The 15,125-nt window shown below is 70.2% G+C and carries 15 protein-coding genes and 1 pseudogene; 4 read left to right on the forward strand and 12 right to left on the reverse strand.

Annotation, left to right across the window (positions count from 1 at the left end; genetic code table 11):
• Positions 1 to 41 precede the first annotated feature (41 nt).
• The 4 genes from WFH25_RS16440 to WFH25_RS16455 all read right to left on the reverse strand — a co-directional run bounded on the left by WFH25_RS16440 (position 42) and on the right by WFH25_RS16455 (position 4,461).
• Positions 42 to 950, reverse strand: a complete 909-nt coding sequence (locus WFH25_RS16440) for a carbohydrate ABC transporter permease (RefSeq protein ID WP_070417984.1) — start codon at positions 948 to 950, stop codon at positions 42 to 44.
• A complete protein-coding gene (locus WFH25_RS16445) occupies positions 947 to 1,891 on the reverse strand; it encodes a carbohydrate ABC transporter permease (RefSeq protein WP_229085480.1) in 945 nt (314 codons plus the stop codon). Before WFH25_RS16445 ends, WFH25_RS16440 begins: the two co-directional genes overlap by 4 nt.
• A gap of 11 nt (positions 1,892 to 1,902) precedes the next feature.
• On the reverse strand, positions 1,903 to 3,294 hold the full coding sequence (locus tag WFH25_RS16450; RefSeq protein ID WP_336698595.1) for an ABC transporter substrate-binding protein: 1,392 nt from the start codon (positions 3,292 to 3,294) through the stop codon (positions 1,903 to 1,905).
• Positions 3,295 to 3,399: 105 nt separating this feature from the next.
• Positions 3,400 to 4,461: a LacI family DNA-binding transcriptional regulator gene (locus WFH25_RS16455; RefSeq protein WP_217647272.1), complete on the reverse strand. Its 1,062-nt coding sequence runs from the start codon at positions 4,459 to 4,461 to the stop codon at positions 3,400 to 3,402.
• A 272-nt stretch (positions 4,462 to 4,733) separates the two neighbouring features.
• Here WFH25_RS16455 and WFH25_RS16460 point away from each other — a divergent pair, with 272 nt between their 5' ends.
• Entirely contained in the window at positions 4,734 to 5,294 is a 561-nt protein-coding gene (locus tag WFH25_RS16460) for a hypothetical protein (protein WP_336698597.1), read from the forward strand.
• Between the two features lie 78 nt (positions 5,295 to 5,372).
• On the opposite strand, the gene WFH25_RS16465 is transcribed toward WFH25_RS16460, so the two are convergent.
• The 7 genes from WFH25_RS16465 to WFH25_RS16495 form a co-directional block, all read right to left on the reverse strand.
• Positions 5,373 to 5,675 carry a Sec-independent protein translocase TatB gene (locus WFH25_RS16465; RefSeq protein WP_336698598.1) on the reverse strand — a complete coding sequence of 101 codons (303 nt, stop codon included), beginning with the start codon at positions 5,673 to 5,675 and terminating at the stop codon, positions 5,373 to 5,375.
• Positions 5,676 to 5,706: 31 nt separating this feature from the next.
• On the reverse strand, positions 5,707 to 5,943 hold the full coding sequence (locus WFH25_RS16470; protein ID WP_336698599.1) for a twin-arginine translocase TatA/TatE family subunit: 237 nt from the start codon (positions 5,941 to 5,943) through the stop codon (positions 5,707 to 5,709).
• A 63-nt stretch (positions 5,944 to 6,006) separates the two neighbouring features.
• Positions 6,007 to 6,936 carry a carbohydrate kinase family protein gene (locus tag WFH25_RS16475; protein ID WP_336698653.1) on the reverse strand — a complete coding sequence of 310 codons (930 nt, stop codon included), beginning with the start codon at positions 6,934 to 6,936 and terminating at the stop codon, positions 6,007 to 6,009.
• Between the two features lie 52 nt (positions 6,937 to 6,988).
• Entirely contained in the window at positions 6,989 to 8,464 is a 1,476-nt protein-coding gene (locus WFH25_RS16480) for a glycoside hydrolase family 32 protein (protein ID WP_336698600.1), read from the reverse strand.
• The gene (locus tag WFH25_RS16485; RefSeq protein WP_083295207.1) at positions 8,461 to 9,369 is read right to left on the reverse strand and encodes a carbohydrate ABC transporter permease; all 909 of its coding nucleotides are present in this window, start codon (positions 9,367 to 9,369) and stop codon (positions 8,461 to 8,463) included. The genes WFH25_RS16480 and WFH25_RS16485 overlap by 4 nt, the downstream gene beginning before the upstream one ends.
• A complete protein-coding gene (locus WFH25_RS16490) occupies positions 9,366 to 10,313 on the reverse strand; it encodes a carbohydrate ABC transporter permease (RefSeq protein WP_071303032.1) in 948 nt (315 codons plus the stop codon). Before WFH25_RS16490 ends, WFH25_RS16485 begins: the two co-directional genes overlap by 4 nt.
• A complete protein-coding gene (locus WFH25_RS16495) occupies positions 10,313 to 11,719 on the reverse strand; it encodes an ABC transporter substrate-binding protein (protein WP_070417978.1) in 1,407 nt (468 codons plus the stop codon). The genes WFH25_RS16490 and WFH25_RS16495 overlap by 1 nt, the downstream gene beginning before the upstream one ends.
• 137 nt (positions 11,720 to 11,856) lie before the next feature.
• Between WFH25_RS16495 and WFH25_RS16500 the strand changes: the two genes are divergently transcribed.
• Both WFH25_RS16500 and WFH25_RS16505 read left to right on the forward strand, forming a co-directional pair.
• Complete coding sequence (locus WFH25_RS16500; RefSeq protein WP_336698601.1) at positions 11,857 to 12,933, forward strand: LacI family DNA-binding transcriptional regulator; 1,077 nt, start codon at positions 11,857 to 11,859, stop codon at positions 12,931 to 12,933.
• Positions 12,930 to 14,402, forward strand: a complete 1,473-nt coding sequence (locus tag WFH25_RS16505; RefSeq protein WP_336698602.1) for a glycoside hydrolase family 32 protein — start codon at positions 12,930 to 12,932, stop codon at positions 14,400 to 14,402. Before WFH25_RS16500 ends, WFH25_RS16505 begins: the two co-directional genes overlap by 4 nt.
• Before the next feature lie 156 nt (positions 14,403 to 14,558).
• On the opposite strand, the pseudogene WFH25_RS19400 reads toward WFH25_RS16505, so the two are convergent.
• A pseudogene (locus tag WFH25_RS19400) lies at positions 14,559 to 15,008 on the reverse strand (SGNH/GDSL hydrolase family protein); the annotation flags it as partial.
• Between WFH25_RS19400 and WFH25_RS16515 the strand changes: the two are divergent.
• Positions 14,965 to 15,108, forward strand: coding sequence for a hypothetical protein (locus tag WFH25_RS16515; RefSeq protein ID WP_336698605.1), 144 nt, complete (start codon positions 14,965 to 14,967; stop codon positions 15,106 to 15,108). The pseudogene WFH25_RS19400 and the gene WFH25_RS16515 sit on opposite strands and share 44 nt — an antisense overlap.
• Positions 15,109 to 15,125: the final 17 nt, after the last annotated feature.

Below are 15,125 nucleotides of genomic sequence, written 5' to 3' on the forward strand. Positions count from 1 at the left end.
CGGGGTACTCCGTTCGAGGGTGCTTGGTCGCGGGTCATGTCTCAGCCCTTCACGGCGCCGGCCGTCAGGCCGTCGAGCAACTGCTTGCGGAGGAGCAGGAACACGAGGATGGTCGGCACGCTCGCGAGCACGGCGCCGGCGAGCACGAGGTCGTACGAGCGGTTCTCCGAGGCGAAGATCGCGTTGAGGCCGAGCGGCAGGGTGTACTGGTTCGAGTCGGACAACAGGACCAACGGCCACTGGAACGAGTTGTAGCTCTGCAGGAAGCTCCACACGGCGAGAGCGCCGAGGGACGGCCGGAGCAACGGGAGCACGACACGACGGAACGTGCCGAACTCCGAGTTGCCGTCGATGCGGGCGGCCTCGATGATCTCGTCCGGGATCGCCTGGACGATGAACTGCTGCATCATGAAGATGCCGAACGCCGGCGCCACCCACGGCACGACGAGCGAGAACCACGGGTTCGTGAGCCCCGACTTCACCACCAGGATGAAGAGCGGCACGAGGATCACCGCGAACGGCACGGACAGCGACGAGAACATCACCGCGAACAGCACCCGCTTGCCCCGGAACCGGAACTTCGCGAACCCGTAGCCCGCCATCGCGCAGACGAAGACGGACACGACGGTGGCGATGAGCGCGGTCCCGACACTGATGCCGAACCACGCCCAGAACGGCTGGGTCGACAGCAGGTTGGAGTAGTTCTCGCCGGTCGCCGGGTTCGGGATCAGCGACGGCGGCGTCGCGAAGATGTCGCCGCGTCGCTTGAACGAGCCGGACAGGGCCCAGAGCAGCGGGAAGACGAACACGAGCAGCAGGGCGATGAGGGTCGCGTAGAGCAGCCCACGGCGGGCGACCCACCCGCGCGTGCGGGGCGGGCCGGAGCGGGGAGCCCGACCTCCGGCGGTCGTGACGGCCCGGGTGGTCGGGCGGTCGGTGGTGGCGGTCATGCGTCCCTCCCGATGGCGAGTGCGCGGTTGAGGATCTGGCTGACGCCGAAGACGATGACGAACAGCACGACCCCGGCCGCGGCCGCGTACCCGAACTGCTGTCGCTCGAACGCGGCGCGGTAGATGAACATGGCGACGGACAGGGTCGCTTCGCCCGGGCCGCCCTTCGTCAGCAGGTACGGCTCGTCGAAGAGCTGCGCGGCGCTGATGAACGACGTGACGACGACGAAGCTCGTGACCGGTCGGATCTCCGGCAGGGTCACGTTCGTGAACTTCCGGAACGTGCCGGCACCGTCGAGCGACGCGGCCTCGTACTGCTCCGGCGACACGTTCTGGAGCGCCGCGAGGAAGAAGATCGTCAGGTACCCGACCGTGCGCCAGAGGAGCACGAACCCGATCGCGACCTTCGCGAGCGTCGGGTCCCCGAGCCAGTCGGTGTTCGGCAGCCCGAACAGCGCCTTGAGCGAGGCGTTGAGCAGCCCGTAGTTCGTGTCGAACACCAGGCTGTAGATGAGCGCGATGACGATCGGTGACAGCACCATCGGGATGAAGAACGTCACGCGGAACAGGTCACGGGCGCGCAGCCCCTTGGCGTTGAGCGCCTGCGCGACGAGCAGGGAGACCGGCACGATGACGAACACGGCGATGAGCGTGTAGATCAGCGAGTTCACCAGGGCGGTGCCGAAGCTGGTGTCGCGGAACAGGTTCGCGTAGTTCGACAGCCCGATCCAGTTCGGGGCACCGAGACCGACCCACTCCGTGAGCGACAGGTACACGGCGGCGAGCACCGGCACGATCATGAAGAGGCCGTACAGCACGTAGAACGGCGCGATGAACAGGTACGGCGCGCTGCCGCCGTTCGTGTTGAGCCGTCGTCGTCGGGCCGGCGGATCGGCCGTGGTGGCGGACACCGGGATGCCGGTGGCGGTGGATGTGGACAACGTCGTCCTCCTCAGGCGCGGGTCTGGCCGCGGAAGTCGGCCGCAGCGGCGTCGAGCGCCTGCTTCGGGGAGATCTGGCCCTTGTAGGCCTTGATGATGTAGCCGCTCAGGACGGTCTGCAGGATCGCTGCGTCGGCGCTCTGGTGCTGCGACGGGACGTCGTCGACGACGGACTTGTAGACGCCGAACAGCTGCTGCCCGCCGAAGTACGGGTCGCTCATCGCGGCGAGACGCGGGTCGTCGTAGACCGAGCGCAGGGTCGGCAGGTACCCGAGGTCCTGGTACCGCTTCACCTGCTGGTCCGGGTCGAGGTACGCCGCGAGCACGAGGTCGATCCCCGCCTTCGTGAGGGGCTTGTCGCGGAGCACCGCGAACCCGGTCCCGCCGCCGACGCTCGTCGTGCTGCCGCCACCGGCGAACCGGGGCAGGTTCCGGACGCGCCACTTCCCCTTCTGCTCGGGGACGTTCGGCTTGATGCCGTAGCTGGCGTACCAGGAGGGCATGTCGACCGCCAGGATCGTGCCGCCCTTCAGCCCGGACTGCAGGCTCGGCCCGTACATGTCCGCGACGGTGGCGATCGCTCCGGACTGCACGCCGTCGACGAGGAACTGCAGGGTGCGCTCGGCCTCCGGGGTCTGGATGGCGATGCCGCCGTCCTCGTCGTACAGGTCGCCGCCGCGCTGGAGCAGCAGGATCTGGTAGCTCTGCAGCGTGCCGCCCGGATCGGTGACCGCGACCGCGTGCAGCGAGACGCCCTTGCTCTTGTTGAGCTTCGCCCCGAGGTCCATGTACTCCTCCCACGTCGTCAGGTCGTCGGGGATGCCGAGGGCCTCGAACCGGTCGGCACGGTGGTAGTACACGCAGAGCGGGGTGTCCGAGTCGAGCGCGTAGAGGTGCCCGTCCTTCGAGAACGGCGTCAGTCGTGCGGCGATCAGGTCGTCCTGCTGCGCGGCCACCGACGGCGACAGGTCGCTCAGCAGCTCCTTCGCGATGTCGCCGCGGAGCATCCGGCAGAACGCTCCGATCTCGAGTCCCGCGACGTCCGGTGTGCCCGTGCCCGCGACCGCCTGGGCGATGAGCTTCGTCGGGATGTCGGCCGCCGCGATCGTGGTGATGTCGAGCGCGAACCGGAAGTCGGACTTCCGGTCGGCGACCGGCAGCGCCTGGGTGAAGAACTTCTCGTAGCCGGGGTCGTGCGTCCAGAACGCCAGGTCGGCGCGTCCGGAGCGGACGGCTGCGGTCGACTGCGGTGAGCAGGCGGCCAGCAGGCCGCTGAGCGCGAAGGCTCCGCCAGCAGCGGCGCCCCATCGGAGCAGGTCGCGTCGGCTGGGTCCCGGGCTCGCGTTCCGGTCGGGAGGCGCGGCTGCGGCGGTCGCGCCGGGTCGCGGTGGTACTGGGGTCACGTGTCGTCTCCTGACGTCGTCGTCGAGGTGGGTGCGGGTGTGGAGGCGAGCGCGCGTGAGCGCTCACTCACGGGACGGCGGCAAGCCGCGCCTCCCGTCCGGTGTTCAGTCGGCGGGGCGGAGGTGGCGCCGTCCCGGTGACGGCGGCGCGCTGGTGGCGCGCGTGATGAGCTGGCCGGGGAGCATCCGGTGCCGCTCGGCCGGCGGGTGGCCGTCGAGCGTCCGGAACAGGCGGTGCATCGCGAGACGGGTGGCCTCGTCGAAGTCCTGGCGGATGGTGGTGAGGGGCACCGGCAGGAACGCCGCGATCGGCATGTCGTCGAAGCCGACGATGCTGATGTCGCCCGGGACGGACAGACCCGCCTGCTGGATCGCGGACATCGCGCCGATCGCCATCTGGTCGTTCGCCACGAACACCGCGGTCACGTCGGGTCGGGTGAGGAGCGCGCGCATCGCGTCGTGGCCGCTCTGCGGCGACCAGTCCCCCTCGACCGGTTCGTGCTCGGCGACGCCCGCATCCTGCAGGGCCGCGCGCCAACCGGTCTCCCGGCGCTGGCTCGAGGTCCAGTTCCCGGGGCCGGCGATGTGCCACACGGTCTCGTGACCGAGGGCCAGCAGGTGGTCGGTCGCAGCGAAGGCGGCACCGGTCTCGTCGAGGCCGACCGCGAGGGTGTTCTCACGGTCGGCGACGTCGGGCGGCCCGAGCGTCAGGACGGTCACGCCCGAGGGCATGCGGAGCTGGTCCATCTGGTTGTCGACCGGCTCGGAGAAGACGATCGCCTCGACGTCCTGGCCGATGAGGGAGTCCACCGCGGGTTGGAGCTCCTCGGCGGTCGCGGTCACCGTTCGGACCACGGCGAGGCTGTAGCCGTTCGTGCGGCAGGCCTGCTCGACGCCGGTGAGCATCGCCGTCGGGCCGTACAGGTTCGTGCCGATGGTGATGAGGCCGACGCGGCGGGAGCGCTGGGACTTCAGGGAGCGGGCGGCGGCGTTCGGGCGGAAACCGAGCTCGGCGATCGCGGCCTCGACCTTGGCGCGCACGGCCTCGGTGACGTGGGGCTCGTCGTTCACCACGCGGGAGACGGTCTTCTGGGAGACACCGGCGAGGGCGGCGACGTCGGTCATCGAGGCCGGGCGCAGGCGGCGGACGGGGGCGGTGTCACTCATGTGCCAGCTCCTTCGCTGCAGCCTCGGGCCCGAGGGGATCGGGTGTGGGAGACAGGTAACCACGGGGTTGTCTACGTAGTCAAGCGTCATCTTCCTGGTACCGCTCGCTCCCGTGAGGTTGTACCGTTCGCTGATGTGCAGCATTCCGGGCTTCGTCGCCGTGCCCGTGGCGATGATTGGGGGAGGATGAACTCGAGCGCAGACGAGCGGCGATCGTTGACTGCGCACCGGGGAACCGGCGACTCTGCGCAACCGATCGACGGTAGCGAGCGATGAGCGGGTCGCGAACGAGACCATCCGTCGCCCTCGCCGTCGGCGCCTGCTGCGCGGCGTTGCTCGCGATCGACAACCTGCTGGGCTTCACCGGGCACCACGTCATCGGCACGATCGCCGTACCCGTCCTCGCCGCGATGTCGGTGGCAGCAGGGTCGATGGCTGCCGCTGGTGGAGCGTTCACCCGCGATGCCGAGCGCATCCTCGTCGCCGCCGGCGTCGTCGGCGTCGTGGCGACGCTGTCCCCGGCGACCAGCAGTCAGCTGTGGTTCCCCATCGCGCTCGTCCTGCAGGCACTCGTCCCGCTCGCCTTCGTCGCAGCTGGGGCCCTCTCCGCGCGGCAGCCCGTGGAACCCCGTGCCGTCCGCGTGCTCGGGATGCTGCTCCTGGTGCCGGCCACCGCGTGGATCGTCACCGCGTTCGCGTCGGTTGCGCTCGTGGTGTTCCTGATCGCGCAGGCCTGCACGCTGCTCGTCGCGGCAGCCACGGAACTGCACCCGGTCCTCCGCCGGGCGTGGGGAGTCGCGCGCGGGCTCTGGTCGAGTGCTGATGCCCGTTGAGGCGTTCGTGCATCAGACGCTTCGACCGCGGATCGCGTGGTCGGGGAACTCACGCGCTCCGCGGAGCGGCGCGGGGCATCACTGCTGAGTCTCATGGGTGACAGCCGTCGCCGCTGACGCCCGCTCCCCCGACTCGCTCGCTGACGACGGGTGCGTCAGCGCATCACGGATGATCCGGCGCGGGTCGTACCGACGCGGGTCGAGCTCGGACCAGTCGATCTCGACGCCGATCTCCTCCTCGACCTGGGCCTTCGTGGATTCCGCCCAGTGACGGAGCTGTCGGACGAACCCGGCCAGCTGCTGCGCGAGACCGACGAGGCGGTGCGGTCCGACGAAGACCGCGGCGACGATCCCGATGACGATCAGCTTCTCGGCGTCCACGGTGCGCTCCGCTCAGCTCGAGGCGGTGTCGTCACTCGACGGGCGTCGTCGGGGTCGACGTCGCGGCGGGAGCGGAGTCGCCGGTCGCGGCGGGAGTGGAGTCGCCGGTCGGGGTGCCGTGCGGCTCAGTGTCGCGGACCTCGCGGCGGAAGATCGTGAGCGACTGCCCGAGACCCTTCGCCAGGGCGGGGAGCTTGGTGGCGCCGAAGAGCAGGATGACGATGCCGAGGATGACGAGCAGGTGGATGCCGGTGAGGTTGCCGAGCATGGTGTTCTCCTTCGAGGGTTCGGGTCGTGGACGAGGGTCGGTGGGTCCGCACGGTCGACGCGGTCACCGGACAGCCTTCGGGCCGGAGGCCAGCCGGACGTCGTCGATGGTCGGCAGGTCGGCCCCGCGCCGTCCGACCGTGATCGCCGCGGCGATGGAACACGTCCGACCCAGCTCCTCCAGCGCGGTGCCGTCGAGGTGCCCCAGCGGCGAGCCACTGCCCGTCGACGACGAGTCCGCCGGCCACGGCCGCGAGCAGGTCAACTGCCAGAGGAGCGCCGCGGTGTAGGTGTCCCCCGCGCCCACCATGTCGATGACGGCCGCGCGCTCCCCCGGCACCGTCACCCGCTCCGAGGCCGTGGACAGGACGGATCCCGATGCCCCGGCGGTGACGACGGCGAGCTCCGCCCCGAGCGCGATGACCGCGTCGAGCACCGCGTCGGTGTCACGCCCGGGCCAGAGCCATGCCGCGTCCTCGTCGGAGAGCTTCACCACGGTCGCCAGGGCCGCCAGCTCCTCGAACCGGGCGCGTGCTGCGAACCGGGTGCCGAGCAGGGCGGGGCGGACGTTCGGGTCGAACGAGACGATCCCACCGGCGGCCGTGGTCCGTTCGGCCGCAGCGAGCACCTTCTCTGCCCCCGGCTGGAGGAACGCGGCGATCGATCCGACGTGCAACCACTCCGGTGTCCGCTGGAGGCGCGGGAGGTCCCACTCGATGTCGAACGCGTAGCTGGGCTGCCCGTCCGCACCGAGCAGCACCGTCGCGGATGACGTCCGTGCAGCGCCGAAGCCGCCGGCGACGAGCTGCACGCCCGAGGCCTCGAGGTGCTGCGCGATGTGCCGTCCTCGCTCGTCGGCACCGAGCCAGGTCGCGAACTCGACCTCGGCGCCGAGCCGCCCCAGGCCGAGCGCCACGTTCGCGGGCCCGCCGCCGGGGACCTCGCGGCCCTGACCGACGACGTCGACCAGCGCTTCGCCGGCGACGGTGATCATCGACACGTCCGTGTCCTCCCCGGACCGGCGACGGGGCCGTACCGCAGCGACATCAGGCAGTCCCGGCGCCGGCGACGACCGCCCGCGGAGCGGACGCCACCGACGTGACCGAGCACTCGAGCGGCCACCACGACGCGCCCTCCGGGGCCTCGACGGTCCACGGCGGTGCCTGCACCGGGTAGACCCGCGTCGTGACGGAGCGTCCGGCGCTGGTGAAGACCTCGACCACGGAACCGTCGAGCAGCACGCGCACCGCGGGGCGGTCCGCCGCGGCGTCGAACGGATGACGGATCTCGGCGGGGCGCCGGTCCGCCCGCTGGTCGGTGCTGGCGCAGGACCGGTCGACGGTGAGCGTGTCCGCCTCGGTGTCGACGACGATGTCGAGGAACTCGGCGTCGGAGAACCGGACCCGGATGCGACCGGTGACCGGGTCCTGGAGCACGATCTCTGCCTGGGCGCCGATCGTCTCCGCGCGGCCGTCCGTCGCCGAACCGACGCGCAGCGCATCGAGGGCCGGGTGGGGCTCGGTCAGGAGCCGTCCGTCCGCGACCCAGGCGCGGCGCGGCAGGGAGATCGCACCCGACCAGCCGGCCTGCTCGGTCCACTCCCGGGTCCGGCCCTCGGTGATCCACCCGAACAGCACCGGGCCCCACGACCCCGTCCGCATCACCGAGGCCGCGTAGAAGTGCTGCCCGTCGTCGATCCGGGAGGGCCGCGGGTCACCGGTCAGGGGCACCGCGAGCACGTCGCCGGGCCCCTCCGCGTGGGACCACGACGCGACGATCGCCACGTCGGCGCCGTCGATCGTGATGATCTGCGGGCACTCCCAGCCCTCGCCGGTGTCGATGCCGTGCACCGTCGCGCGCGGCATGGCGACGAGGTCGCCGACGAACGCCCAGGCGACACCGTCGGTCGAGCGGTAGTGCCGGACGGACGCCACCTGGTCGGCGTCCGCGGCGCCGACGGCCATCGACCACCCGTCTCCGTCGGACCACACGAACGGGTCGCGGAACATCGTGATCGATTCGTCGGCCCCGGGGTCCGCGACGACCTGCACGGGGGCTCCGAAGGTGGCTCCGCCGTCGGTGGACTCGGCGAGCAGCACCGACTGGAAGGGGCTGTGGTCGACCTTGCCGGAGTAGTAGGCGCGGACGACCCCGTCGTGCAGGACGGTGTTGCCCGACCACGCACCACCGGAGTCGGCACCGCCCGGGACCGGCACGATCGCCGGACGGTGGAGCGTCCAGTGCACGAGGTCGTGGCTCGTCACGTGTCCCCACTCCACCGGGACGTCGAGGTCGACGCGCGGCCGGGACTGGAAGTACAGGTGGGCCTGCCCGCCGATGTCGATCGGGCCGTTCGGGTCGTTGACGTACCCGCGGGGCAGGCGGACGTGGAACTGCGGGAGGTGGTGGTCGGCTGGTGCGATCACGGTCGGTGCTGCTTCCTGGGACGGGGTGGGGACGGCGCGGGCGTCGGCCGGCGGGGCCACTGCCGAAGGCGCCTCGGTCACGGGGGTGTCGGTCATCGTGACGACCCCGCCGTGACGCCCTCGATGAAGTACCGCTGGGCGACGATGAACAGCAGCACGCTCGGGATCATCGTCAGGACCACGCCGGCGAGCACGACCGAGATCGAGCCGGTGCCGAGGTTGCCCTGCAGGCCGACCAGGCCGAGCGGGAGCGTGAACGTGTCCTGCTGGTTCAGGAAGATCAGCGGCCGGTAGTACTCGGCCCAGAACCCGGAGAAGTTCAGGATCGCGAGCGTCGCGATCGCCGGGCTGGCCATCCGCGAGTACACGTGCCAGAAGACGCCGAACTGCGTCGCTCCGTCGATGCGCGCCGCCTCACCGAGCTCCTTCGGCATCTGCATGAAGTACTGCCGCATCAGGAAGGTGCCGAACGCGCTGCCGAGGGCCGGGACGATGAGCGAGGCGATGGAGCCGGTCAGTCCCATGTCCTTCAGGATGACGAACACCGGGATGATGATCGTCTGGATCGGCACCATCATGGTGGCGAGGAAGATCCCGAAGATCGTGTTCTTCCCCGGGAAGCTGATCATCGCGAACGCGTAGCCCGAGAGCGTGCAGGTGATGGTCTGGCCGACCACGATGAGCAGTGTGACGAGCACGCTGTTCACGAAGAACTGGCCGATCGGGATCTGGTTGAACACGGCCGCGTAGTTGCTGAAGTCCCACGAGAGCGGGATCCACTGCGGCGGGTTGTCGAACGACTCGGCCGGGGTGCGGAGCGAGGTGGTCAGGGTCCAGAGCAGCGGCCCGAGCGCGAACACCGCGGCGATGATCAGGATGACCAGCCCGATGACGCTGCCGACCTTCGCCACCGGTCGGCGACGACGGACGATGTGGGCGACGCTCGGCTGCGCGACGGTCTCCGGCGCGTGGAGCGGGTTGATGACGTCGGTGGTCGTCATTGGTAGAACACCAGCTTTCGTGCGGCGATGAACTGGATCCCGGTGATGATGCCGATGATGACGAGCAACAGGATCGCGATGGCGGAGGCGAACCCGAACTGCAGGTTCTGGAAGCCGGCCTGGTAGAGGGAGATGGTCGCGGTCGTCGTCGCGGTGCCCGGCCCGCCCTTCGTCATGATGAACGGCTGGTCGAACAGTTGCATCGCGTTGATCATCGCGATCACGGTGGCGAAGAGGATCGTCGGGCTGATCAACGGGATCTTGATCCGGAAGAGGGTGCGCCACGGCCCGGCTCCGTCGATCGCTGCGGCCTCCTGGACGTCGACCGGCACGGACATCAGGGCGGCCACGAACAGGACGAACGTGAAGCCCACCTGCTGCCAGACCACCACGAGCACGACCGTGACCTTCGCCCAGAACGGGTCGTTGAGCCAGTGCGCGCCCGGGAGCCCGATCTCGTTCAGGTAGTAGTTGATGAGCCCGAACTTGGTGTCGAAGATGTAGCCCATGAAGATCGACACCGCCGCGGACGACGCGAGCAGCGGCAGGTAGAACGACGTCCGGAAGAACACGCGCGTGGCGTTGCGCTTCCGGTTGTTCGCCAGCACTGCCAACAGCATGCCGAGCGAGATCTGCAACGCGACGATGCAGACCGCGAGCACGACGGTCACCCCGAACGAGGCCAGGACCGGACCGTCGGTGAACAGCCGCACGTAGTTGTCCAGGCCGACGAACTCCGGGCTGCTGATCACGTCCCACGACGTGAAGGAGAGCCCGAGCGACGCGAGGATCGGGATGAAGGTGAAGACGGCGACGAAGACCACCGCCAGTCCGATCATCGCGTAGCCGAACGAGGCTTCACGGCGCCGGACGCGCTTGGCCGCCGGGCGGCGGGCTGCGACCTCGGCAGCCCGCCGGGAGCGGAATCCTGTCGTCGCGGTCATCACGACGCCTGCGCGGCGGCCTTCTCGATGTCGGCCTGCAGACCGTCGAGCGCCTTCTTCGCGTTGCCGGACGAGATCGCCTGGGTGGTGCGCTGGTTGAGGGCAGTCGCGAGCGCGTTGTAGTAGGGCGGTGCGGAGATCGGCACCGAGTTGTCGAGCTGGTCGTAGAACACCGACCAGTGCTCCGGCCCCGTGGTCTTGTACCGATCGGCCGTCAGCAGCGACTTCTGCGCCGGTGTCGTGACGTTGCCGGGCCAGAGCGCGTCGAAGCTCTCCGGCTGCACCATCAGCTTGATGACCTCGAACGCCAGGTCCTTCTGCTTCGACGAGTCGAAGATGCCGTACCCGCCGGCACCGAAGAGCGACTTGTTGCTCTTCCACGTCGGGAACTCCACGACGTCGAAGCTGCCGTCCTTCATGCCCGCGTTGTGGAGACCACCCGCCCAGAACCCGCCACCGATCGTCATGCCGATGCGCCCGGACGCGAAGAGGCCCTGCAGCGTGCCGCCACCACCGACGTCGGGCGACGGGGACGCCCCCGACTTCTGCAGGTCGATCACGTACTGCAGCGCCTCGACCGCGGCGTCGGAGTTCGCCGTGGGGTCGCCCCACTTCCAGCCGCCCTTGCGGCCACTCACGCCCACGGCGTTGCCGTCGAACGCCTTGCTGCCCCAGAGCCAGTCGCCGCCGGAGTAGCGCCCCTCCTCGAGGAGGTTGCCGTCGTTCGCGTAGAGGAACGAGGTCCAGCTGCCCCAGAGCCGCACGACCCAGTCGAACGCGTAGGTGCTGCCGCCGACCTTGGCCAGGCTCTCCGCCGACGAGTGGAAGTCGTCCATCGACCAGTTCGCAGCCGGACGCGAGAGCCCCGCCTTGTCGAACAGCGACGTCGAGTAGAACATGCTGCCGGCGTTGAAGCTGTCGGGCAGCGTGTAGAGGTGCCCCTGGTACATCGTCGACTCGACCAGCGAGGGGTGGATGCCCCTGAAGTACGTCGACAGCCCGGACAGGTTCTTGGTGACGAGGTCGTCGAGCGGCGTCAGCAGGTTCTTCGAGGCGAGCAGCTGCTGCCCCTCGGTCGCGACACTGACGATGTCGGGCACGTCCCCGGAAGCGATCTGCGTGAGCACCTTCGCCAGGAAGTCGTTCCAGTCGGTGCCGTTGATGGCCGTGACCTGCAGCTTCGCCGTCTTGTCGAGCTGCCGGATCTTCGGCTCGATGGCCTTCTGGAGTGCGGTCGCCGCGCTCTGCTCCCCGAAGTAGAGCATCTTGATCGTGCCCGTCGCGCCACCGCCGCTGCCGGAGGTGGAGCACGCCGCGAGCGATCCGATGCCGGCCAGTGCGAGTCCGGCACCACCGAACTTGAACAGCGTGCGTCGGTCGATCGGAGTGCTGAATCCGTTCGCCATGGGTCGCTCCTCTCTGAGCGATCGTGGCCCCGTCGAGTCGGAGCCAATACGTATTTGCTCGCTGACTGTACACACGTCGTCCAGATGAGGCAATACGTATTTGCTTCTGCCATGATGAGCATGTCGAAGGAGGACAGATGGCGAGCCGAAAGCAGACGGAACCGTCGCACCGCGTCACGATGAAGGACGTCGCGCGGCATGCCGGCGTCTCGCAGCCGACGGTCTCGTTCGTGCTGAACGACCGGCGCGACGTCTCGATCGCCGCGGACACCCGGGCCCGCGTGCTCGAGTCGGCGAAGGCGCTCAACTTCCAGCCGAACCGTGCCGCGCAGTCCCTCCGGTCGAACCGGTCCTACACGGTCGGGGTCATCGCGGACCGGCTCGTCTCCCAGCCCTACGCCGGTCACATCGTGCTCGGTGTGCAGCAGGCCGTGCAGGAAGCCGGGTACGTCTGCTTCGTCGTCGAGACCGCGCAGACGTCCGACGGCGGCACGGCGGCCGTCGCGAACCTCGTGCAGCAGGGCGTCGCCGGCCTGATCTACGCCGCCCCCGGCCCCGAGGACGTCACGCCGGTGTCGGGCGTCGAGGGCGTGCCGACGGTCTTCGTCAACTGCTTCCCGCCGGACGGCGCCCCGGCCGTCACCGTGCTGGCCGACGAGTTCCAGGGTGGCCACGACGTCGCCGCTGCCGTGTTCGCCGCCGGGCACACCGACGTCGCGTTCCTCGGTGGTCCGGAGGACGACTACGCCTGCCGCGAGCGCAAGCGCGGGTTCGACGAGGCCGCGGCCGAAGCCGGGCTCCGAGCAGACGCCGTCCCCGTCCGGTACGGCACCTACCAGGTGGGTTCCGGCTACGACCTCGCGATGGAGTTCCTCGCCGACGACCCGCCGACCGCGCTCGTGTGCGGGAACGACCGCATGGCCGTCGGCGCGCTGATGGCGGCGCAGTCCCTCGGGCTCCGCTGCCCGGAAGACGTCAGCATCGTCGGCTTCGACGACCAGCCCGACCTCGCCGACCAGATGCACCCGCCGCTGACCACGGTCGCGCTCCCCCACCAGCAGATGGGCTTCGACGCCGGCACCCTCCTGCTCGCCGAGACGCACGATCCCGGGCGCCACCTCGTGCCCTGCGAGTACGTCCCGCGAAGCTCCCTCGCAACGCCACGGGACGCCCCAGCACCCGCCCCCGCAACCGATCCGCAGGAGCCCCAGTGACCGCCGAACCGAGCACCCACTTCCGCCCGCCGAACGGCTTCGTGGGCGACGTCATCCCGTTCGCGGCCGACGACCGGGCGTGGCTGTACTACCTGCTCGACGAACGGCCGGACGCGGCACCCGTCGACCGTGCGACCGGCATGCCCTGGGGCGCGGTCTCGACGACGGACTTCGTGACCTTCGAGGACCACGGCGTCGTGCTCCCCTCGGGCGGACCCGACGCCAGCGACTTCGACTGCTACACGGGCAGCGTCGTCCGCGACGGCTCCGGGCTCCTGCACCTGTTCTCCACCGGCCACAACCCGCACATCACCACCGACACCGACCTCGGCCGGAAGGACGTCCAGGTCGTCTGCCACGCGACCTCCGACGGCGACCTCACGCGCTGGACGAAGCACCCCGAGTGGGACCTGCCAGCACTCCCCGGCTACGCGCCCGAGGACTGGCGCGACCCGTTCGTCTTCCGCCCGTCGCCCGAGCGCCCCTGGCAGATGCTCCTCGCGACCCGCCGCCCGGACGAGCCCTACCGCCGCTCCGGTCTCGTCGCCCGCCTCGAGTCGGACGACCTCGTCACCTGGCGCGACGCCGACCCGATCTGGGCGCCGCACCGGTTCATCGCCCACGAGTGCCCGGACGTGTTCCGGTGGGGCGACTGGTGGTACCTCGTGTACTCCGAGTTCTCCGACGCGTTCTGCACGCGCTACCGCGTCGCGACGTCGCCCGACGGACCGTGGCTCGCGCCCGCCGACGACACCGTCGACGGCCGCGCGTTCTACGCTGCGAAGACCGTCGCCCTCGGCGAGGAGCGCTTCTTCGTCGGGTGGATCGCCACGAAGGAGGGTGAGCGCGACGCCGGAGCGTGGCAGTGGGCCGGCACCATGGCGACCCTCCAGGCGCACCAGCGAGCGGACGGATCGTTGCGCTTCGACCTCCCCCGGACGCTCCGAGCGGCGTACGCGCACGAGGTCGACGTCACCGATGTCTTCACACCCGTGAACGGCGCGGCACCGGTCGTCGGAGACGGCGCATCGAGCCGCTTCGCATCCTGGACCGGGCCGGAGCTCCCCGCCGAGGCACTCGTCACGATCGAGCTCGACGTCGCCCCGGACACCCGGTCGTTCGGTGTGCTCCTGCGCACGAGCGACGACGCGGAAGCCGGCTACGCGCTCCGCCTCGAACCGGACCGCTCCCGGCTCGTCCTCGACCGGTGGCCGCGCGGTACGACCGGCGGTGAGCAGTGGCAGATCCTCGGTGACGTCCCGCACGCGGTCGAGCTCGAGCGCCCGGTCCCCCTCGCTCCCGGCCCGCACCGCATCGACGTGCACCTCGACGGCGACCTCTGCGTCGCCGTCGTCGACGGTTCCGTCGCGTTGAGCACGCGCCTCTACGACCGCCCGTGCGGGCGCCTCGCGCTCTTCGCGCAGGACGGCGCGTTCGCGCTGACCCGGGTCACCGTCAGCACTCGCTGACGGGCTCCGCACTGACGGACGGGGGGGGGGGGGGCCGGGGGCCCCCGCGCCTCCAGTCCGTCCGTCGTCCTCGTGCGCAGCCAGGGTGGCGAGCACGAGCTTCGCGATCCGCCGTTGGCCGGAGTCGTTCGGGTGGATGCCGTCCGTCGAGTAGATCCCCGTGCCCGAGTGGTCGGCCTGCGGGAGAGCGTCCGCCAGGCCGACGAAGGCAGCGCCACCCTTGGCTGCGGCGTTCTCGATCTCGGCGAGGTAGGTCGACCACGGGCTCGCCATGCCGTCCGTCATGCTCGAGGCCGGGTCGAACTCACCGATCACGAGCAGCGAAGGCTTCGTGGGGAGCGCCGCGAGGGCCTTCAGGAACGCCACGTACTGCGTCCCGAGTTCCTCGGGGGTGAGCTTCGACGCGTCGTTGCCACCCAGCGTGATCGTGACGAGGTCCGGAGCAGCACGACGCATCGCTGTCAGGAAGCCCTCCTGGTCCTCGGTGAAGGTCGCGATCGTCGCTCCGGAGTGGGCGGAGTCGTAACGGTGGATGCCCTCGCCCCGGTCGCCGTCGAAGATCGTGAACCCCAGCAGGGAGAACGGCGAGACCGCGGTGACGGTCACCGTGTGCTCCCCGCTCGACAACCCGTCCACCGTCGTCGTGCCCGTGCTGGCGGACCCCGTCGTGGCGACGGTCTCCGGTGCGGCTCCGTCGACGCTGTAGGTGAAGTCGCCGGACCC

It is taken from the genome of Curtobacterium sp. USHLN213, from assembly GCF_037144815.1.
GTDB lineage: Bacteria > Actinomycetota > Actinomycetes > Actinomycetales > Microbacteriaceae > Curtobacterium.